This window comes from Nitrospirillum guanabarense (assembly GCF_034653355.1).
GTDB lineage: Bacteria > Pseudomonadota > Alphaproteobacteria > Azospirillales > Azospirillaceae > Nitrospirillum.
The window spans coordinates 76,550-95,592 of sequence record NZ_JAYEER010000001.1; the positions used below are offsets into that span (position 1 = coordinate 76,550).

General features: G+C 69.7%; 17 protein-coding genes. 6 read left to right on the forward strand and 11 right to left on the reverse strand.

From position 1 onward, the window contains the following. Positions 1–62 precede the first annotated feature (62 nt). Positions 63–1,289 (forward strand): glycosyltransferase, encoded by a 1,227-nt coding sequence (locus UAA55_RS00310; RefSeq protein ID WP_322950679.1) that lies wholly within the window; start codon positions 63–65, stop codon positions 1,287–1,289. On the opposite strand, the gene UAA55_RS00315 is transcribed toward UAA55_RS00310, so the two are convergent. Then, positions 1,281–2,699, reverse strand: a complete 1,419-nt coding sequence (locus UAA55_RS00315) for a B12-binding domain-containing radical SAM protein (RefSeq protein WP_322950680.1) — start codon at positions 2,697–2,699, stop codon at positions 1,281–1,283. The genes UAA55_RS00310 and UAA55_RS00315 overlap by 9 nt on opposite strands. Positions 2,700–2,824: 125 nt before the next feature. Between UAA55_RS00315 and UAA55_RS00320 the strand changes: the two genes are divergently transcribed. Both UAA55_RS00320 and UAA55_RS00325 read left to right on the forward strand, forming a co-directional pair. Next, positions 2,825–3,724 (forward strand): hypothetical protein, encoded by a 900-nt coding sequence (locus UAA55_RS00320; protein WP_322950681.1) that lies wholly within the window; start codon positions 2,825–2,827, stop codon positions 3,722–3,724. Between the two features lie 6 nt (positions 3,725–3,730). Then, a complete protein-coding gene (locus tag UAA55_RS00325; protein ID WP_322950682.1) occupies positions 3,731–5,215 on the forward strand; it encodes a hypothetical protein in 1,485 nt (494 codons plus the stop codon). Here UAA55_RS00325 and UAA55_RS00330 read toward each other — a convergent pair. Further along, positions 5,188–6,954, reverse strand: a complete 1,767-nt coding sequence (locus UAA55_RS00330; RefSeq protein WP_322950683.1) for an ABC transporter ATP-binding protein — start codon at positions 6,952–6,954, stop codon at positions 5,188–5,190. The two genes, UAA55_RS00325 and UAA55_RS00330, sit on opposite strands and share 28 nt — an antisense overlap. Positions 6,955–7,099: 145 nt before the next feature. Here UAA55_RS00330 and UAA55_RS00335 point away from each other — a divergent pair, with 145 nt between their 5' ends. Then, entirely contained in the window at positions 7,100–9,145 is a 2,046-nt protein-coding gene (locus UAA55_RS00335) for an NAD(P)-dependent oxidoreductase (protein ID WP_322951906.1), read from the forward strand. Here UAA55_RS00335 and UAA55_RS00340 read toward each other — a convergent pair. Next, the gene (locus UAA55_RS00340) at positions 9,142–10,674 is read right to left on the reverse strand and encodes a DUF1302 domain-containing protein (protein WP_322950684.1); all 1,533 of its coding nucleotides are present in this window, start codon (positions 10,672–10,674) and stop codon (positions 9,142–9,144) included. The genes UAA55_RS00335 and UAA55_RS00340 overlap by 4 nt on opposite strands. A 272-nt stretch (positions 10,675–10,946) precedes the next feature. Between UAA55_RS00340 and UAA55_RS00345 the strand changes: the two genes are divergently transcribed. Beyond that, entirely contained in the window at positions 10,947–12,329 is a 1,383-nt protein-coding gene (locus UAA55_RS00345) for a DUF1329 domain-containing protein (protein WP_322950685.1), read from the forward strand. Between the two features lie 3 nt (positions 12,330–12,332). On the opposite strand, the gene UAA55_RS00350 is transcribed toward UAA55_RS00345, so the two are convergent. From UAA55_RS00350 to UAA55_RS00380, 7 genes are all read right to left on the reverse strand, one after another. Beyond that, positions 12,333–13,064 carry an anti-sigma factor family protein gene (locus UAA55_RS00350; RefSeq protein WP_322950686.1) on the reverse strand — a complete coding sequence of 244 codons (732 nt, stop codon included), beginning with the start codon at positions 13,062–13,064 and terminating at the stop codon, positions 12,333–12,335. After that, positions 13,061–13,342 (reverse strand): RNA polymerase sigma factor, encoded by a 282-nt coding sequence (locus UAA55_RS00355; protein WP_322950687.1) that lies wholly within the window; start codon positions 13,340–13,342, stop codon positions 13,061–13,063. Before UAA55_RS00355 ends, UAA55_RS00350 begins: the two co-directional genes overlap by 4 nt. Continuing rightward, positions 13,333–13,605 carry an RNA polymerase sigma factor gene (locus UAA55_RS00360; RefSeq protein WP_322950688.1) on the reverse strand — a complete coding sequence of 91 codons (273 nt, stop codon included), beginning with the start codon at positions 13,603–13,605 and terminating at the stop codon, positions 13,333–13,335. Before UAA55_RS00360 ends, UAA55_RS00355 begins: the two co-directional genes overlap by 10 nt. Before the next feature lie 221 nt (positions 13,606–13,826). Continuing rightward, entirely contained in the window at positions 13,827–14,501 is a 675-nt protein-coding gene (locus tag UAA55_RS00365; RefSeq protein WP_322951907.1) for an exopolysaccharide biosynthesis polyprenyl glycosylphosphotransferase, read from the reverse strand. 2 nt (positions 14,502–14,503) lie between these two features. Beyond that, the gene (locus UAA55_RS00370) at positions 14,504–15,127 is read right to left on the reverse strand and encodes a TetR/AcrR family transcriptional regulator (RefSeq protein ID WP_322950689.1); all 624 of its coding nucleotides are present in this window, start codon (positions 15,125–15,127) and stop codon (positions 14,504–14,506) included. Between the two features lie 103 nt (positions 15,128–15,230). Beyond that, on the reverse strand, positions 15,231–16,694 hold the full coding sequence (locus UAA55_RS00375; protein ID WP_322950690.1) for a capsule assembly Wzi family protein: 1,464 nt from the start codon (positions 16,692–16,694) through the stop codon (positions 15,231–15,233). A gap of 103 nt (positions 16,695–16,797) precedes the next feature. Further along, positions 16,798–17,445: a TetR/AcrR family transcriptional regulator gene (locus UAA55_RS00380; protein WP_322950691.1), complete on the reverse strand. Its 648-nt coding sequence runs from the start codon at positions 17,443–17,445 to the stop codon at positions 16,798–16,800. A 94-nt stretch (positions 17,446–17,539) separates the two neighbouring features. Here UAA55_RS00380 and UAA55_RS00385 point away from each other — a divergent pair, with 94 nt between their 5' ends. Beyond that, the gene (locus tag UAA55_RS00385; protein WP_322950692.1) at positions 17,540–18,208 is read left to right on the forward strand and encodes an O-methyltransferase; all 669 of its coding nucleotides are present in this window, start codon (positions 17,540–17,542) and stop codon (positions 18,206–18,208) included. Here the strand turns inward: UAA55_RS00385 and UAA55_RS00390 are convergent. Further along, positions 18,195–19,022 carry an isocitrate lyase/PEP mutase family protein gene (locus UAA55_RS00390; protein WP_322950693.1) on the reverse strand — a complete coding sequence of 276 codons (828 nt, stop codon included), beginning with the start codon at positions 19,020–19,022 and terminating at the stop codon, positions 18,195–18,197. The two genes, UAA55_RS00385 and UAA55_RS00390, sit on opposite strands and share 14 nt — an antisense overlap. Between the last annotated feature and the right edge of the window lie 21 nt (positions 19,023–19,043).

The following is a 19,043-nucleotide window of genomic DNA, read 5'->3' on the forward strand; positions in this document are numbered from 1 at the left end:
ATGCGCCCGCCTCAGGTAGCCCCATGGACAGCCATTCCAGACCCGCCTTGCGGATCGCTTTCGTGACGACCCGCGACCTGGCCCAGCGCAACGGCCGCACCCCCATCATGGGCCACATCCTGGTGGCCCTGCGCCGCCAGCACACGGTGGAGGTGATCACCTTGCATTCCGTGCTGCAGGGCGGCAGGGCCGACCGCCTGGGCGCCGCGGCCGCGTGGTTGGCGGGCCTGGCGTCTGGACGCCCGCCGCCCCTGCAATGCCTGCTGTACGCCGGCCCGAGGGAGGCGGAGCGGGTGGCGGCGCGCATCGCGGCCGGCGCCTTCGACGCGGTCTATCTCGACACGGTGCGCTGCCAGACCCTGCTGCGCGCCCTGCGCCGCATCCTGCCCGATCTGCACATCGTCACCGACTTCGACGACCTGATGTCGCGGCGCATGACCTATCTGCGCCACCACCGCCTGCCCCTACTGACCGGCCATGTAGGGCCGCATTTCCCCCGCTGGGCCCGGCGGCTGGCGGAAGGGCCCTTGGCCCGCCTGGTGACGGCCTATGAGGCCCGCACCCTGCCGGCGGCGGAGCGGGAGGTGATGCTGGCCTCCAGCGCCACGGTGCTGCTGTCGCCGGTGGAACGGCAGATGCTGTGCCAGCGGGTGCCAGCCGACAACGCGGCGGTGGTGCGCGCCATCCCGCCGGGCGTGCCCCTGAAAGCGGAGCCTTGGGGGCACGGCCCCACACCTCTGCGCTTCGTCTTCATCGGCAGCGACCGGCAGTTGCAGAACCGCACGGCCATCGATTTCCTGCTGGACCAATGGCGCCGCCTGCGGCCCACCACCCCCCTGCACATCCACGGCCGCCAGATGCGGCCCCTGGCCGACGTGTCCGGCGTGCATTGGCACGGCTACGCCGACGATCTGGCCCAGGTCTACCGGCCCGGCAGCATCGCCCTGGTGCCGGCGCTGGTGGCCGGCGGCATCAAGACCAAGGTGGCGGAGGCCTGGGCCTGGGGCTGCCCCGTGCTGGGCAACCGCACGGCCATGGAGGGCCTGCGCGCGCCGGGATATCCCCTGACGCTGTCCGAGGACCAGTGGGGCCCCTACCTGACGCAGCCCGAGGCCTATGCCGACCTATGGGCCGACGCCGCGCGCAAAGGGGCCGCCTTCGTGCGCCGCGCCCTGTCGCCGGCGGGGTTCGAACGCGCCTGGGAAATGGCCTTGCGGCCCAAGCCCGCAGCCCAGGAGGCGCCGGTCGGCGCCGCCGTGGTCGACGTCGCGGAACAGGTCTCAGGATAGGGAGGGTTCGGGGCGCAGATGCTGGACCAGGAACTTCTCCACCGGTGCCGCGTAGACGTCATGGTCGATGCGCCAACGCGCCACCCGGCGCAGCAGGCGGCCAGCACCTTGACCAGTGGCTGCGGTACCTGCGGCGTACTTGTTGTAGAACTTGAAGCGCTCGATGCGGCGGTAGAGGTGCGGCGGCACCCAGGTGCCCGCCGGTCCCGCCACATAGTCGAACCGCGCCCAGTCATCCAGGGTACGCGGCGTCTGGTCGGCCACGGCGGCGGCCAGGGCGGAACCGGGATAGGGCTTGTAATAGAACAGCGGGGTTTCGAACTTGGGGCTCATGGCCCGCAGGGTCTTGATCAAGCCCAGCGTCGCCTCGACCTGTTCCTCCGTCTCCTCCGGGAAACCCACGATGAAGGAGAAGATGACGGCGATGTCGTGCTGCCGGCACTTGGCCGCCGTCTCCAGGATGGCGTCGATGGTGGTGTCCTTCTTGATGCGCTTCATCATCTCGTGCGACCCGGTCTCCACCCCCACCAGCACGCGGCGCAGGCCGGACCGGACGCAGAGGCGCCAGATCTCGTCCGGCAGGCGCACGCCCTGGTCGGCGCGCATGGTGCCGGCCCAGGTGAAGTCCAGCCCCCGGCGCAAGAACTCCTCACAGATGTCGGCCACGCGGTGGCGGTGGGTGAAGTAGGTCTCGTCCTGGAAATTCAGGTCGGTGAAGCGATAACGGCGCCACAGCGCCTCGATCTCCACCCCCATGCGGCTGGCCGAGGTCGCCTTCCAGTCGCGACCATAGACGAAGGGGTCGGCACAGAAGGCGCAGCGGAAGTTGCAGCCGATGGAGCCGATGTAGTCCAGCTGCCGCCGGCCCTTGAGCTCGAAATACCGCTCCACCGGGATCAGGTCGAAGTTGGGCGGGGCAAAGGCGTCCAGGCTTTCCAGATGCCGCGCCTTGGCGCGCACCACACGGTCGCCGTCGCGGTAGGCGACACCGGCGATGCCCTCAACATCACCGCCCTCGGCCAGACGATCCATGATCTCCGCGAAGGTGCGCTCGCCCTGCCCCGCCACGGTGATATCGATGCTGGGTTCGTCCAGCGTCTCCACCGGGAACAGGGAGGGATGCCAGCCGCCGGCCACGGTGGTGAGGTCGGGCCGCGCCCGCTTCACCGCCCGCAGCATGGCCAGCGCGTCGCCCAGCGGCCGACCGGTCAGCATGGTGACGCCAAAGCACAATGCGCCGTCGATGGCCCGCAGCACCGCGCCCAAGGGGTCAGCCTCGATCCGCGCATCGATGATGCGCACGTCGAAGCGCGCGGGATCAAGATTGGAGCCGATGGCCAGCAGGCCCAGCGGCATGGTGTGGAAGACAGCCGCGGGGTTGTAAAGGACGACCTTGTGTCGGATGGCCATGACCCACCAAAAATCAAACATCGATGGCGCAGCATATCCAGCATAAATAAAATAAACAATGCGCCCTTTAAAATAAATAATCCGAATGCACGGACGCCAATATTGATTGGCCGACAGGGGATTTCATGACCATCGTCCTTACGATGAACAAACTGGAAACGGCGATTTACTCGACGATCGCCTACCGGGATATTTTCCATTTCCCGGTGTCCGTGCCTGAAATCCACCGCTACCTGCATGGCATCCGCTGCACGCCGGGCGACGTGCAGCACGCGCTGGGCGGCCCGGCCCTGGCCCGCCATCTGGAAACGGACGGCACCTATCACGCCCTGCGCGGCCGGACCGACCTGTTCGCCATCCGCCGTACCCGGCGGGAACTGTCGCGCCGGCAATGGCCGACCGCGCGGTGCTATGCCCGCTTCCTGGCCAGCCTGCCCAACGTGCGCATGGTGGCGATGACGGGCTCGCTGGCCGCCGGCAACTTCCCCCCCGACGGCGACATCGACTTCCTGCTGGTGACCGACGCCGGCACCATGTGGCGCACGCGCGCCTTCTGCCGCCTGCTGGCCCTGATGGACGCCAAGCTGGCGAACGGCCTGTTCTGCCCCAACACCTTCCTGTCGCTGGCAGCCCTGCCCCTGGCGCGCCGCAGCCTGTATGACGCGCAGGAGCTGTGCCAGATGATCCCGCTGTATGGCTTGGACGTGTACGAGACGGTGCGGGAGGCCAACGCCTGGACGGCCGACTGGCTGCCCAACGCCGTGGGGGCGCCGTTAGGCAGCCTGAACTGTGTTCCTTACACCACCACCCTTAAGCGCGCCGGGGAATGGCTGCTGGCCAGCCCCCTGGGCCGCGCGCTGGAGGGGCTGGAGGCGCGGCGCAAGATCCACCGCTTCAACGAGACCGACCACCTGAAGGGCGCCTGGACCCGCTCCACCCGGGAATCCCACAGCATGTGGGATGAGATGCGCCTGAAGATCGAAGCGGCATGGCGGGCGCGCATGGATGAGTTGGCGGCCCGGTAGGCGGCCATGGCGACACCCTTCCACACCCAGTACCTGGCCCTGGTGGCGGAGATCGAGGCACGCTTCGCCGTCAGCCGCTGGACCAGCGGCGACGCCCATCTGTGGCCGCCGGCGCGCATGGACCTGTACCTGGACCTCTACCGCCAGCATGTGGCCGACCCCGAGGCCGGCCGGCCATCCCGGGTCGCACGCGGCTTGCGCACCCTGGCCCAGCCGCTGGCGACGCTGGGCCGCCGGGACAACGTCATCCTTCGGCCCTACCGGGCCGACATCCTGTTCCTGGGCGATGGCGTGTCGGTGGAACGCATCGACGGCGCCTGGGAGGATCGCTATGGCGAACCCCTGATGGCCTTGTTGGAGGGGAGTGGCGCGCGCTGCCTGCACCTGCAGCCCGGCCAGCGCGCGCCCTGGCGCCGCCCCGCCCTGGCCGTCGACTTGATCGCCAGCACGGCCCGGGCGCTAGCCCCGCTGGCCCGCACGCCGCTGGACTTGCCGGACCATGGGGATGTGCTGGATTTCCTGGCCCGCCAGGGCGTGCCGGCGCCGTCGCTGAGCCGGGAACGCCTGGCACGCCGGGCCATGGGCTTGCGCGCCACCGCCCAGGCCCTAGGCCTGGTGCTGGACATCGCCCAGCCGCGCCTGGCCTTCACCACCACCTGGTATGCCGGCCTCGGTTCCGCCCTGGCGCTGGCCTGCCGGCGGCGGGGAATCCTGTCGGTGGACGTGCAGCATTGCCCCCAGGGCGGGCGGCACAAGGCCTATGGCTGGGCGGGCGCCGGCACCCGAGGCTACACCACCTTGCCCGCGCTGTTCTGGACCTGGGACCCGGCCGATGCCGCCCACATCAGCACCTGGGCGGATGGGCATTGGCACCAGGCCCTGGCCGGCGGCCATCCCCGCCTGGGCCCCTTTCTCGACGATGCCGACCCGCGCACCCGCGCCTGGGACGAACGGTTCCGCCAGGCCGCCGGCGGCGATGCCCAGCGCGATATCCTGGTGGCCTTGCAAACCACAGGTCCGTCCGCGATTTGGGATGCCGTGGCCGACCGCATCGCCACGGGCCCGCCGGAATGGCGCTGGTGGATCCGCCGGCACCCCGCCGCCGGCCCCGGAGACGACCGGCGCTTTGCCCGGTTGCTGGCGTTGCGCGGCCTGAACATCCGCATCGATCCCGCCTCGGCCCTGCCGCTGCCGGCCTTACTGCGCCATATGGACACCGTGGTGTCGCTGGCCTCAGGCGTGGCGGCGGAGGCGGTACCCTTCGGCGTGCCAGCCCTGTTCCTCAGCGCCGATGCCACCGGCCCCTTCGGCCACCTGGCGGAGGCGGGACATGCCCAGGTGGTGGCGGACCTGGATGCCCTGATCCCCACGCTGGCCGCCCTGCCCAAGGCACCATCGCGCCGCGCCGCCCAGATCCCGAACCTGGCTGCCGGCCTGCGGCGGCTGGAGGCGATCGCCGCCAGCTACCGCGCCCTGTGGGCCGACGCTTGAGCGGCGGGCCTACCCATTCGGCGGTCGGCGATGATACGGCCCTCGGCGAATTCCAGGACACGGTCGCACAGCACCAGGCTTTCCCGCCGGTGGGCGATCAGCACGATGGTGGGCCGCCACGGCAGCGTCGCCAGGCCGGCCAGCAGCGCGCGCTCGCCCGCAATGTCGATGGCGCCGGTGCTTTCGTCCAGCACCAGCAAAGGCGGCTCGCGCATCAGCGCGCGGGCCAGGGCCAGGCGCTGGCGCTCCCCGCCCGACAGCAGGCCGCCCTGAGCGCCCACCACCGTGTCCAGCCCCTGTTCCAGACGGTCCACCAGGGCGCTGGCGCCCACCAGGCCAAGGGCGGCGCGCATGTCGGCTTCGCTGGCCGAGGGGTTGGCCCAGGCCAGGTTGGCGTGGATGCTGTCATGGAACAGGAAGGTGTCCTGCGGGGCATAGGCGATGGCGGCCGCCCATTGCCGCCGCGCGGCACCGGCCAGGGCCCGGTCGCCCACGGTGATGGTGCCGGTATCGGGCGCCGTCAGGCCAACCAGCAGATCGGCGAAGGTGGTCTTGCCGGCGCCAGAGGCGCCCGTCACCCCCACGAAGCTGCCGGCCTCAAGGGTCAGATCCAGGCCGGACACGCCCCGGTCGCCGCCGGGATGGCGATAGCTGACCTGGTGGAAGCGGATGGGTTGCGGGCCGGCGAAAGCGCCGCCGTCCCCGATCTCGGCCGCCATCGGCGGCGCGGCGCCGGCCAGCTCCGCCTCCAGCGCCCGGATCTTCTCGTAGGACGGCAGGAAGTTGGCGAACTGTTGCGCGCCCTGCTGCAACTGGGCAGCCGGCGCGCTCATCCGCGCCAGCACCAACACGAAGACGATCAGCACCGCCGGCGGCACGTCCAGCGCCCAGACCCCCACCACGATGGCGGCGGCCCCCGCCAGGGACGCCAGCGTGGTGAAGGCCAGTTGCGCCTTGGTCTGTTCCCGGGTCAGGGCGACCTGGCGGCCCATCAGCCGGCCCAGGGTGCCGTTGAACTCATCGGCGAAGCGCTGCTGCATATTCTGGCTGAGCGCCAGCTTGAGCCCCCCCAGGAATTGGGCGCCGCTGGTGGCCAGGTGCAGATTGGCGTCGGCCACCTCGCGCCCCAGGCGGCGCGAGCGTGCCAGTTGCGGCAGCAGAGCCAAGGTGGCCGCCGCCAGCAGCACGCCGGTTATCGCGGCCAACGGCAGGGAGAACAGGCAGGCCAGCCCCCACTGCACCAGCAGCAGGAACAGGGAGGTGGCGCCCTGCAGCATGAAGTGGGCGCAGGCGCCAGTCAGGATGATGTCGCTGCTGAGCAGATGGTTGACCCGGGCGTGCGGCAGGGCCGACAGCCGCGTCCAGGGCGCGGCGATCAACCGGGCCACCAGGCGGGTACGTTGTTCCTCGACAAAGCCGATGCGCAAGCTGGCCAGCAACACGTCGCGATGCCACAGCACCACGGCCCTCAGCCCCACCAGCAAGGCGAAGCAGGCGAGCAAGGGCGGCAGGCGGGCCAGCGGACCGTCGCCAATGGAATGCCAAGGCAGGCGGCCGGCCAGCGACGCCATCCAACCGCCGTGACCATCGCCCATCACCAGATCCAGCAGGGGAACCAGCAGCACCAGGCCCACGCCCTCCAGCCCCGCCCCCAGCGTGATGAGCAGCGCGGCCTTCAGCCCGTCGCCGCGGGCGTGGGCGCGGAAGTCCTGGAAGAAATCCCAGGCAGACCGGGTCAATTCCCACCCTGCGCCGCGCCTGTCCATGATGATGAGGAATCCCCGGTTACATGCTGATTTCTTGGCACAAATCACGGTCGGGTACCGCAACTATATATTTCGCCGGACAAGGAATAAGCGGCCCCTGCCATCCGTCCTTGGGATGATGCCTTCCGCGATTTCCGCCCCCGTTCGGCCCCTGAGGGTCCTGGTCATCGGCGCCGGCCCGATGGCGACCCATGTGCACCTGCCCGTGCTGGCGGGCCTGCGCAACCGCGGGCTGGTGGATTTGGCGCTGATCTGCGATCTGGAGCGGACGCGGGCGGAGACGGCGGCCGTCACCTTCGGATTTGGCGCCAGCACCGGCGACGCGGCGGCCGCCTTGGCCCGCGACGACATCGATGCCGTCCACATCTACGCCAGCGCCCAACTTCATTACGAATACGGAATAAGGGCGCTGACCCAAGGCAAACACCTGTTCGTGGAAAAGCCGGTGGCGCCCAGTGCCACCCAGGCCCAGGCCATGGCGGACCTCGCCCGCGCGCGCGGCCTGGTGGCCGTGGGCGGGCACAACCGCCGCTTCTACCCCGCCCTGCGCGCCGCGCGGGCTCGCGCCGGGCTGGCCGGATGGCGCCAGGCGGAAGCGGTCTTCCACAAGCCGATGACGGGCCAAGCGCCGGGCTTCGGCGCCGCCAGCTGGCTGAGCGCCAACGGCATCCATGCCCTGGACGCCCTGCTGTGGATGATGGGTGGCCCGCCCGACCATCTGGCGGCCCATGCTTCGGGCGAGACCTTCAGCGCCCTGATGCGCTGGCCGGGCGGCGCCCAGGCCGCCTTCCTCTGCGACAACGCCGCCGGTTCCCGGCGCGAGGACTACGCTTTCCACGCCGCCGGCGAAAGCTGCACCGTCACGGAGACGGCGCTGACGGTGCAGGCCGGCGGCCAGCCCCTCACCACCGCCTTCCCCGGTGGCATGGCCAGCTTCGCCCTGGAGCACGACGCCTTCCTGGACGCCATCCGCACGGGGACGGAGCCGCCGCACAGCCTGGCCGCCCTCGTCCCGTCCCTGCACCTCTGTGAGCTGATCGAGCGCGGCCATGTCGGCGCCGTCACACCGCCCCTGGCGGCAGCGCCCGCCGCGCCAACCCCGCCTGAACGCACCGTCCTGGTCGCCGGGCACTGGGGCGCGGCGCTGGCGCCGTTGCTGGCCGGCCATCGCCTGACCACGCCAGCCGATGTCACCGACGCGCGGCCGGACGTGGTGGCCGCGCTGCTGGGGCGCGGCGCCGGGGGGCTGGACACCGCCTTGCTGGATCGCCTGCCCAACCTGGCGGTGGTGGGCTTGGCCGGCCTGTCGGTCGCCCGCCTGGGCGGTGATGGCCTGCTGGCCCGGGGGATCGCCCTGGTCAACGCCAGCGACGCCCACGCCGAGAGCGTGGCGGAGTTCGCGCTGGGCCTGGCCATCCTGGGCCGCCGCCGCGCCTTTCACGGCCACGCGGTGATGCGCGGCGGTGGTTGGGGCGTGGTGCCACTGCCTGAGGGCCTGCGCGGCCTGGCGAAACGGTTGAAGCCGGCGTTACGGCGCCTTGGCCTGCTGCCTTGGGCTCAACGGTTGAAAGCGCGCCTGGATGATGGCGGTGGCGGCAGGCCGCCGCAGACACGGGACTTGGCCGGCGCGACGGTGGGCCTGGTCGGCTGGGGCGCCAACGCCCAGGCCTTCACCCGGCGGCTGGCCGCCTGTGGCGCACAGGTGCTGGCATGGTCCCAAAACGCGGACGAGGCCGGGATACGGCAGGCGGGCGCCCAGCCCGCCGCGTTGGACCAGGTGCTGGCGGCGGATATCGTCAGCCTGCACCGCGGCTTGACGCCCGCCACCCGGCACACCCTGGGGATGGCTGAACTGGCGCGCCTGCGCCCCGGCACCGTCTTGATCAACGTGGCGCGTGGCGGCCTGATCGAGCCCAGGGCCTTGTTGGACCGCCTGCGCCGGGGCGACATCTTCGCCTGTCTGGACACCTACGATCAGGAACCGCTGCCGCCCCGCCACCCCTTGCGGCGTCTACCCAATGTCTTCCTGACGCCACACATCGCCGGCGGCAGCGTGGACATGCAGGCCCAGGCGGCGGACGAGGTGGTGGCCAAGGTGGCGCGCCTGCTGGATGGCGGCGCGGCCGACATTCTGACGCCTGCGCGCCTGCGCAGCATGAGCTAGAACGTCCGTTCCAGACCCAGGGCCACGAAATCGCGATCCGCCAGCAACTGCTGGCTGGGCGCGCCGATGTAATGGGTCAGGGTCAGGTTGGCCTTCCATACACTGCGGTATGTCGCCGTCACGCCCACCGTCAGGTCACCGGCGCCGGCGTTCTGGGCGTAGTAGCTGAGGCTGTGGCCGGTGATGTTGTAGCCCAGGCCCAGGGGCACCGTCAGGTCCAGGTTGGGCAGAACCTGGAAATAGTGCGGCTCGAACAGCACGCGGGCCTTGGTGGCGACCTGGTGCCACTGGTTGCCGTCATCGTCGCGCACGACACCCACCACATCGTCCACCACCGCCTCGGCATTCACATCCGCGCTGTCCCACAGGCCGAACCGGCCCAGCGCCGTGGTCAGCGACAGCTGGCCGTGCACCATGTCGCCCCGGACGTACGCGGCGTATCGTTTCGTCACCGGTCCGTTCACGAAGGGCGGCGGCAGGACCAGCGGCATGTTATGGCGGGCGGAGACCTCGCCCGTCACCGTGTTGTCGCCCAAGGACGCGCTGAAACTGGCGCCATAGAGGCGAACGCTGCCGGGATAGACCAGGCGGTAATAGCCGGCCGCCCCCGGGCCCGTGGCGTCGCCGTCCGGACCCACGACGTATTGCGGGTCCACGGCGTTGTAACGCAGGGCGTACAAGCCATAGTCCACGCCGTCCAGGGTGGCATGCAGCGACACGCCGAATTGCCCGTCGGCGTTGGGCGTGCGGTCATCCTGGCGGGCCAAATAGCGGCCGGAACCGACATAGAAGCGGTCGGCGCCAGCGCCCAGATAGTCCAGGTAACTGAAATAGCTGCCGCTGCCGGCCTGGCGCGTGGGCCGCCATTCGAACTGGTCGTAGAAGGACAGGGCCACCTCGGGCCAAGGCTGCACCGTCAGCGCCGCCTGGCCCACCGGCCGGTAGATATCGCTGGTGTAGGCGCTGGGCCCGCCGACGGCGCGGCTGTAGTCGGCCGGCGCCATGGCGGCGGCGATGGAATTGGTGTCGTAAAACAGGCTTTCGCCCCACACCAGCGCCTGCCGTCCCACGCGCACCGACACGGGCATGCCGGCCAGCGTGAAGGCGCCACGGGCGAAGGCCTCGCGCAACTCGGCGTGCTGGCCCTGCAGGTCGCGCACCGCCGGGGCGAAATGGCCGGGCGTGGCGGTGGAGGCGTTCATGGCCTGCGGATCCGCATCGTCGGTGCGCCCCTGGTAGGCGGTGTCGTACCAGGCGGCGGCACTGGCGTGCACGCCCCACTCACCCCAGCCCAGGTCCAGGGCCGACAGCAGGTCCAGCCGGTTGGAGACCAGGCCCGGGCCGAAATTGCGGTCGCCATCATCCCAGTTGGTGTTGGTCAGCAAGGCGCCGACGCGGGGGCCGACGCGGTCGGCCACCGTGTAGCGCACGGTGTTGTCCCAGCGCAGATCCAGGCCGTCCCCGGCATACAGTTCCGCCGCGGAAGCGGTGGACGCGGCCAGGCAGAAGGCGGGAAGGCAAATCCCCAAAAAACGGGCACAGGGGCTGGAAAGGCGGGATGCCATTGCGCTTTGGTTCGTTCCGTCAAAGGCTTGATGCATCGACACTACCATAGCCTGCGACAGGACGCGCTGGCGTGACATGCCGCTTGTGTCGACCGGGTCCGCGCGCCATGATCCCCGGCACCCATCGCCGTCGCCGGCGGAAACACGGGAAAGCCGGGTTTGAGGCCCGATCCCGTCGACGCGATGCCCACGACACCTTCAAGCGCCCGATAGGCCGGCGCCCCGTACGCGAGCCCATGCGATCCACTGCCGTCCTGTCCCCCAAATCGCTGGCCGCCGTGCTGCTGGCCACCCTGGCGCTGGCCTGCCGCCCCGTCAGCACCCACGCCCAGGTGACCGAGCAGGAGGCCGCCCAGCTGAAGTCCCGCCTGACCCCGGTCGGGGCGGAGCGGGCGGGCAACACGGACGGCAGCATTCCTGCCTGGACGGGCGGGTTGAGCGCGCCGGGCGCGGCGCCGACGGGCCCGCGTCCCGACCCGTTCGCGGCGGAAAAGCCGCTGTTTTCCATCACCGCCAAGAATTTCCGCGACTATGCCGACCGGCTGCCGGAGGGGGCCAAGCGCCTGTTCGAACGGGACGCCGACTATCGCATGGACATCTATCCCAGCCACCGCACCGCCGCGGCGCCGGACTGGGTCTATGACAACATCCTGCGCAACGCCACCCGCGCCCGGCCGGCGCCGGAAGGCATCGCCTATGGGGTCGAGGGCGCCGTCGGCGGCATCCCCTTCCCCATCCCGAAGGACGGGTTCCAGGCCATGTGGAACCACCTGCTGGCCTACTGGGGCCCTGCGCGCGAGGTGACGGTCAGCACCTATGTGGTGCCGGCGGACGGGGTGGTGGAAAAGGCCAGCGGCTACAGGGAGGTCGCCGATTTCCCCTACTACTACCGCGACGCCACGCCGGACAGTTACGGCGGCTATTACTTCAAGACCCTGCACCTGGCGGTGGCTCCGGCCTCGCGCGTTGGGGAGGGCTATCTGAACTGGCAACCCATCAACATCAAGCGGCACGACTTCGCCGCCTGGCGGCTGTTGCCGGGCGAGCATCGGGTGCGCAAGGCGCCGGCCATCTCCTACGACGTGCCCGACACCGACGCCGCCGGCTATATGAGCGAGGACGAGTACTACATCTTCTTCGGCGGCCTGGACCACTATGACTTCAAGCTGGTGGGCAAGGCCGAGATGTTCGTGCCCTACAACAACAACCGCCTGTACGCCAAACCGGTGAGCGAGGTGCTGGGCCGCACGCACCCCAACCCCGACGCGCTGCGCTATGAGCTGCACCGCGTCTGGGTGGTCGACGGCACCTTGGCCGCTGGCGCGCATGACGTTGTCCCGCATCGGCGGCTCTACCTCGACGAAGACACCTGGATGGCGGTTTATGGGGATTCCTGGGACGAGCAAGGCAAATTGTGGAAGTTCGGGCAGGCCACCATGTACCTCATGCCGGACGTGCCGGCGGTGGTGATCGGCAGCCAGTTCATCCACGACTTCGAACTGGGCGGCTACGCCTACACCTTCGCCTTCAATGGCGAGGCGACACCCTACACCGTCACCGCCCCGCACCCCGCCACCCTGTTCAGCCCCGACAGCCTGTCTGCCAGATCCATTCGTTAGGCCTCACGCCGTCAGGCCGACATAGGCCATGCTGGCCAGCTTCTGCATCACGGCGGCCGACATCTCGCCGGCCATGACCATGCTCAGCTGGTCGTCCTGCCAGACGCAGACGCGCAGGTTGTCGCGCTTGAACTGGTCGAAGCGCACCGTGCCGTCGGAATGGCGCAGGTAGATGGTGAACAGCCGGTCGTCGGCGTCGCGATAGGCCACGGTGGCGGCCTGCCCCTCAACCTTCACGCCGGCCAGCCGATAACCGGCGCGCGTCAGGTCCGGCACCTTGATGTTCAGAGCCACCACGCGGCTGAGCGCGGCGTTGTAGGGCGCGAGATCGCTCGGAACCACCGCCGGTACGTCGCGCGCCGCCAGCGCCATCTGTACGACGTCTCCCGCCGGGCGGCCCGCCAGATAGGCGCCGCCGCCCGCCAGCAGCAGCACGACGGCGGCCACGGCGCCCAGGCGGCGCCAGTCGGCCCAGGGCCGGGCGGCTGGCTGGCCGGCGACGGATTGCGCCAGGTCGATCAGGTGCTGGGGCACCGGCCGGTCGATCAGCGGGCTGTACAGCCGCTTCATCATGGCCTTGTCGGCCTCGTACCCGGCCAGGCGTTCCGCCAGGGCGGGATCCGCCAGGATCGCGGCCTCGACAACGCGGGCGCGGTCTTCCGGCAGCTCGCCATCCAGGAAGGCGTGCAGGTCGACCTCCGCGATGGAGGGATGGTTGGGGGTATGGTCGCTCACTTCCGGTCTTTCGATACTGGGTGCTGTTGGCCCAGGGGCAGCGGGATGATCTCCGCGCCCTCGCCTTGCATCACGCTACGCAACCGCTCACGGGCCCGCGCCAGGCGCGACATCACGGTACCCACCGGGATGTCCAACTCCTCCGCGATCTCGCGATAGTTCAGTTCCTCGACACTGGACAGCAGCAGGATTTCCCGATGCTCCGGCGTCAGCCGGCCGAGGGCCTTCACGAAGTCCCGCGCGGAGCCGACGTCGGTCGGCGGCGCGCTCAGTTCCACATGGTCGGCCAGCTCGGTGATGTCCTGCTCCTCCCCCGGCTGTTGCCACGGCGGATCTCGTCGGTATAGAGGTTCCGCAAGATACGCCGCAGCCAGCCGGAGATGCGGGGCAACTCCCGCAATTGCGCTGATTGGCGCAGCGCGCGTTCCACACAATCCTGGACCAGATCATCCGCCAGCGCGGCATTGCCCACCAGCGCCAAGGCGTATCGCCGCAGCGCCGGCAGCTGCATGACCAGGGCATTCGCGAACTGTTGGGTCACGGCCTAGGGTTCTCTCCGACACGGGACCAGACACGAAACATGTCGAACCAATGGGGGAACCCCGCGCCCGCACCTTCGCCGCATCAGCTTACGTCCATCTTCGCCGGCATCCCAGGGGCCAATTCCCCGGTGGATCACCGTCCTCTCATCCCTAAGACGGATGGCCTTCCGTGTTTATTCCCCCAGGCAACCGCTATGCGTTCGAAATAGTGCCAAGCCCCTCAGCAGGCCTTGCGCCGGCTCAGCACCACCAGGGGCGTGCGGGCCAGGATCTTCAGGTCCAAAGCCAGGTTGGCGTTATCGACGTACCAAGCGTCCAAATCCACCCGCGCCTGCATGTCGGCCACCTGGGGCGTCGCCCCGCGCGCGCCGTTCACCTGCGCCCAGCCGGTGATGCCGGGCCGCACGTTCTGGCGGTAGAGATAATTGGGGATGCGGGCGCTATAATAATCGTCGTGGGCGGCGGCGTGGGGACGCGGGCCCACCAGAGACATCTCCCCCGACAGCACGTTCAGCAACTGCGGCAGCTCATCCAGGCTGGTGATCCGCAGGATGCCGCCCACCCGGGTGACGCGGGGATCGCCCTCGATGGCCTGAACCACGTCGGCGCCGTCCTCCAGCACATGCATGGTGCGGAACTTCACGATATGGAAGGGTTGCCCCGCCAGGCCGATGCGCTGCTGGCGGAACAGGATGGGCCCCCGGCTGTCCAGGCGGATCAGCAGGGCGATCAGGACCAGCAGCGGCAGGCAGGCCAGCAGCAGCGCCAGGCTGAAGACCACGTCCAGGGCGCGCTTGGGCGATGGGCGGGACCGGACGCGGGGGGGTGGCGGCGCGACCTCAACCGCCTCCATGCGGGGCGGCTCGGACACACGCAACGGCTGCGGCGCCGTCATGGTCACGCGGGAACTTCGGGAGCGGCGCCGGGGGTGCTTCCGGCACAGGCGATGGTCAGCGATCGCGTGGTCCGGCGCAGCGCGGCTGCCAGATCCGCCTGCGGCAGCTGTCCGCCCAGATGCAGGACTGTCACGCCGTGCAGGGTGGACCACAGCAGGCGGCCCAGGGCGGCCGGATCGGCGCAGGACAGGCCGGCCGCCGCGAAGCCGATGGCATGGGCGGCGAAGGCGTCCTCCACCCGGCGTTCCTGGCGCCGCACCTCCGCCACGCCCGGCGCCTGGGTGGTCGCCAGCGCGAACATCAGCCGGTAGCGCGCGGGCTCCGCCACCGCGAAGAGGGCATAGGCCGTGGCCAGGCTGGCCACACGCTCCTCCAGCCCGCCGTCGGGCCGCGCCTGGTCCAGCGCGTCGGCCAGGCAGGCGAAGCCGTGGGCGCGCACGCAGGCCAGGATGGCCTCCTTATTTTCGAAATAGCGGTAGGGTGTCATGACGCTGACGCCCAGGCGCTGCGCCAGATCCCGCATCTTGAACCCATCCAGGCCCCTGTCGGCGAACAGGCCGGCGGCGACATCGCGGACGCGATCGCGCGGGGTCGTGGTCTTGGCGCAGGCGACGATGGACGGCATGGATCCTCCGGCAGGCAACGGGGAGATGTCTCCCTTCGTTTCCCATGACGGATGCGGATGGCGGGTTTATTCCCATGAGCCGGCGCTATTTTACGCGCCCCCCTCACAGGGCGATGCGCAACGCCGCCTCCACCGCTGGCAGGAAGCCGTGGTCCGGCCGGGCCTGATCGTCCTGGACGCTGCCGCGCAAATCCAGGGTGAAGTGGCGGAACGGCAGGCTGAGGCGTCCTTCCAGGATGTTCACCTTGACGGGGACGGGGCTGACGATGTTGGCGCCGACCGACTGCGCCGTGCCGATGACGGCATGGTGCAGCGTCATCTCATAGGTCCAGCCGTCGGCGTCGGTCCAACTGCCCTGCAGGGACAGCAGACGGGAATCATCGTCCAGGCTGAAGCCGATGGTGCGGCCGCGATAGCGCATGCCATCGGGGTAGCCGCCGTTGGTGTAGGAGAAACCGTAGATGCGGCTGGCGAAACTGAAGATGTCGGTGGTGGAGATGCTGTCGGCGTACTCCGCCGTCAGCCTCAGGGGGCGTCCCGCCAGGGGTACGAAGGCGGTGGCGCCGAACAAATGGCTGGTGCCGGAATGGGTGATGGGGGAGCTGTCCTCGTTCATCAGCTGCATATAGGCCTGGACGGGCACGCCCCACAGGTCATGGCTGTACTTGATGTCCACCACGCCCTCGTCATTGGTCCTGTTGACGTCGGTGGGGGAGTTGTTGAGCTGGAAATACTCCGCCGGGTCGCAAGGGTGGCCCTGGCCGCAGATCTCACCCGTCCGCGCCAGTCCGATTTCCAAGCCCGGGGCCGGATTGACGGTGACGCGCAGCGCATCGAACACGGTGTTCTTCTGCAGGCGCGGGCCATCCATCAGGCCCAGGAAGAACTCAGCCTGCCAGGGGCCCAGCCATTCCAGCACCGGCCAGGTTGAGGCGGAGGTGTCCAGGCGCTGGATACCCACCTGGGGCATGGGCCGGGCGTTGTTGGACAGGGTCAGGGCGGAAATCCAGCCGGGGCCCCACCAGTGGGTCAGCCAGCCGCCGTAGACCAAGGCGTCACCCGCCTTCACCGCCAGATAGCTGTCATCCAGCGCCAGCTTGGTGGCGCCGGTTTTGAAATCCTGGGTGAAGCCGCCCACGGCCAGGCGGGCGGAGATGGTGCTGGAACTGTAGGACAGCGCCACCTGGGTCTGCCCCTCCCCCCGGCCCAGGCTGTCGAAGCCATGAACCAGCGCCGGGGCATTGGTCAGGTCCAGGCTGGCGCTGGCGCTGAAGCCCGGCCGGTTCTCCCGCGTGGCGCGGCCCAGCACGCGCAGGGCCGCCGCCTGCACGGCATCCGGCTGGGCGTCCAGGTCGACGGCCTTCAGCGCGGGCACGATGGCCGTCCAGGGCAAGGGCCACTGCGTGGTGACGCCGTCGATCAGGCCGGCCGCCGCCAGCATCTCGATATCGCCGCGCAACTGGTTGTCGCCCACCTCGCCCCATGGCGAGGCGCCGGCCAGCCCCGTCGTGCCCATCAGGAAAATCAGCGCGCCGGCCAGCCGCCGGCCCATCGCCCCGGTCCGCATCCTAAAGGTCCCACATGGCCGAACCTGGCCCCGCCACCGGGGCCGCGCGCCACCTTAAAACCAAGCGAAAACGGCGGGATAGGACGTAACTTCGTATACGGCCTCAGGCCTGATCCGGGCCGCTCCGATCCAGGCTGCGCAGATAGGCGCAGAACATGTCGGCCATGGCGTCGGCATAGGCCGAGATCTCCGCGTCCGTGCGCGGGCTTTCGGAGAAGTCCTTGCCCACCTGGCTCACGGTCATCTTGATCAGGTCACCGGCCATGCCGCGCACGGCCTCGGACGCGTTGGGCAGCGCCTCGCGCATGAAGGTGGCGACCACGCCGTCGGCCGATCCCCGCGCCTCCTTGGCCTCCGGCGCGTCGCGGTAGAGGGGTGCCGCATCGGCCAGGGCCCCTCGCATCGCCGCCTCCTCACACTCCGACTTCAGGAAGGCGTGGACCAGGGCGCGCAGCCGGTCCAGCGGCGGCCGGGCGCGATCCTCCAGGATGGCGCGCAGCATGTCGGCGGTCTGCCGCCATTCGTCGCTTTGCAGGCGGAACAGGATGGCGGCCTTGTTGGGAAAATACTGGTACAGCGACCCGACGCTGACGCCCGCCTTTTCCGCCACCCGCGCGGTGGTGAAGCGGGCCGCCCCCTCCTTCGCCAAAACCTGAACAGCCGCCTCCAGGATGGTGGCGACCAGCCCGGCGGAGCGGGCCTGCCGCGGCTGCTTTCGTGAGGAAATGCGGGGGCTGGCGCGGTCGGGCATGGCGGGCTGGGGCAATGCGAATAGGGAACATGACGAATTAGTCGTATTTTGACGGCGGCGCAAGACCGCGCCCTTTCAAAACGGATTTCCTTTCATGAGCACCCTGACCACCGCCCCCGTGGCCCCCTTGCTGGACGGCCTGTTCGCGGAGGCCGCCCGGATCACCCCCGCCTCCATTCCCGCCTTGGCCGACCTTATGGCGCGCGGCGACCATACCCGCCTGATGCGCAGCAAGACGGAGTATCGCGCGTTCTACAGCGCCCTGAAGGACATGCCCCTGGCGGTGTCGCGCGAGGCGGGGACGCTGCTGTACATGCTGGCGCGCGGCGGTGGCGCCCGCACCATCGTGGAGTTCGGCACCTCCTTCGCCATTTCCACCCTGCATCTGGCCGCGGCCCTGCGCGACAATGGGGGCGGCCGGCTGATCACCACGGAGTTCGAGGCGTCCAAGGTCGCCCGCGCCCGGGCCAACCTGATGGAAGGCGGCTTGATCGACCTGGTGGAGATCCGCGAGGGCGACGCCCTGAAGACCCTGGCCGTCGACCTGCCGCAGACCATAGATCTGCTGCTGCTGGACGGCGCCAAGGCCCTGTATCCTGAGATCCTGGATCTGGTGGAAAGCCACCTGCGGCCGGGCGCCTACATCCTCGCCGACAACGCCGACCACAGCCCGGACTACCTGGCCCGAGTGCGCGATCCCGCCAACGGCTATCTCTCCCTGCCCTTCGGCGAGGATGTGGAGTTGTCGCTCAAGCTCGGCTGAAGCCGCCAAAGACGTCGTTGAGCTGCTTGCCGGAGGCGCCGGCCGCCAAGCCGTCGAAGGAGCCGGCCCTCAGTTCCTCCGCCGCCCGCAGGAAACCGCCCCAGGCGGCACGCGCCAGCCCACCGCCGACACTGATCCGGCGCACGCCCCAGTCGGCGATTTCCGCCAGGCTGGGGCCCGGGCGCATGACCAGCAGGTTCACGGGCTTGGGCGCCACGGCGCGGACCAGGGCCACGACATCGGCCTTATCGACCAGGCCGGGGGCATAGAGGCAATCGGCGCCCGCGTCGGCCAGGGCCACCATCTTGTCGATGGCCTCGGCCACGCGGGACGTATCGGCCAGCAGAATCTCGGTGCGGGCGACCAGAACGGCGCTGGGATCGACAGCATCGATGGCGTCCCGCGCCGCGCGGACACGTTCCACGGCCGTGGCGGTGTCGTAATGGCCGGACTGGCCATCGGCGCGGATGTCCTCCACCGACAGGCCGGCGACACCAGCCTCAACCGCCAAGCGAACGTTGGTCGCCAGATCGCTGATCTCATGGGCGAAACCGAACTCGTAGTCCGCGTTCACCGGCAGGTCGGTGGCCGGCGCCAGGGCGCGCAGATGCTCCAGCACCTCATCCCGCGTCACGCCATAGTCCGGGCGGCCTTGCGTCCAGGCGTAGCCGGAACTGGTGGTGGCCAGGGCCTTGAAGCCCAGGTGTTGCAACAAGCGAGCGCTGCCCACGTCCCAGGGGTTGGGCAGCAGGAAACAGCCGTCCTGATGCAGGGCGCGGAAGGCCGCGCGCTTTTCCGTGATGGTGCGTGTCATGGTCCGGTTCCTCCCGTTGGT

Bases quoted from the DNA above. Each gene is read 5' to 3' on its own strand.
- UAA55_RS00315 (WP_322950680.1), bottom strand. From the start codon at position 2,699: ATGGCCATCCGACACAAGGTCGTCCTTTACAACCCCGCGGCTGTCTTC.
- UAA55_RS00320 (WP_322950681.1), top strand. From the start codon at position 2,825: ATGACCATCGTCCTTACGATGAACAAACTGGAAACGGCGATTTACTCG.
- UAA55_RS00325 (WP_322950682.1), top strand. From the start codon at position 3,731: ATGGCGACACCCTTCCACACCCAGTACCTGGCCCTGGTGGCGGAGATC.
- UAA55_RS00335 (WP_322951906.1), top strand. From the start codon at position 7,100: ATGCCTTCCGCGATTTCCGCCCCCGTTCGGCCCCTGAGGGTCCTGGTC.
- UAA55_RS00345 (WP_322950685.1), top strand. From the start codon at position 10,947: ATGCGATCCACTGCCGTCCTGTCCCCCAAATCGCTGGCCGCCGTGCTG.
- UAA55_RS00365 (WP_322951907.1), bottom strand. From the start codon at position 14,501: ATGACGGCGCCGCAGCCGTTGCGTGTGTCCGAGCCGCCCCGCATGGAG.
- UAA55_RS00370 (WP_322950689.1), bottom strand. From the start codon at position 15,127: ATGCCGTCCATCGTCGCCTGCGCCAAGACCACGACCCCGCGCGATCGC.
- UAA55_RS00375 (WP_322950690.1), bottom strand. From the start codon at position 16,694: ATGCGGACCGGGGCGATGGGCCGGCGGCTGGCCGGCGCGCTGATTTTC.
- UAA55_RS00380 (WP_322950691.1), bottom strand. From the start codon at position 17,445: ATGCCCGACCGCGCCAGCCCCCGCATTTCCTCACGAAAGCAGCCGCGG.
- UAA55_RS00385 (WP_322950692.1), top strand. From the start codon at position 17,540: ATGAGCACCCTGACCACCGCCCCCGTGGCCCCCTTGCTGGACGGCCTG.
- UAA55_RS00390 (WP_322950693.1), bottom strand. From the start codon at position 19,022: ATGACACGCACCATCACGGAAAAGCGCGCGGCCTTCCGCGCCCTGCAT.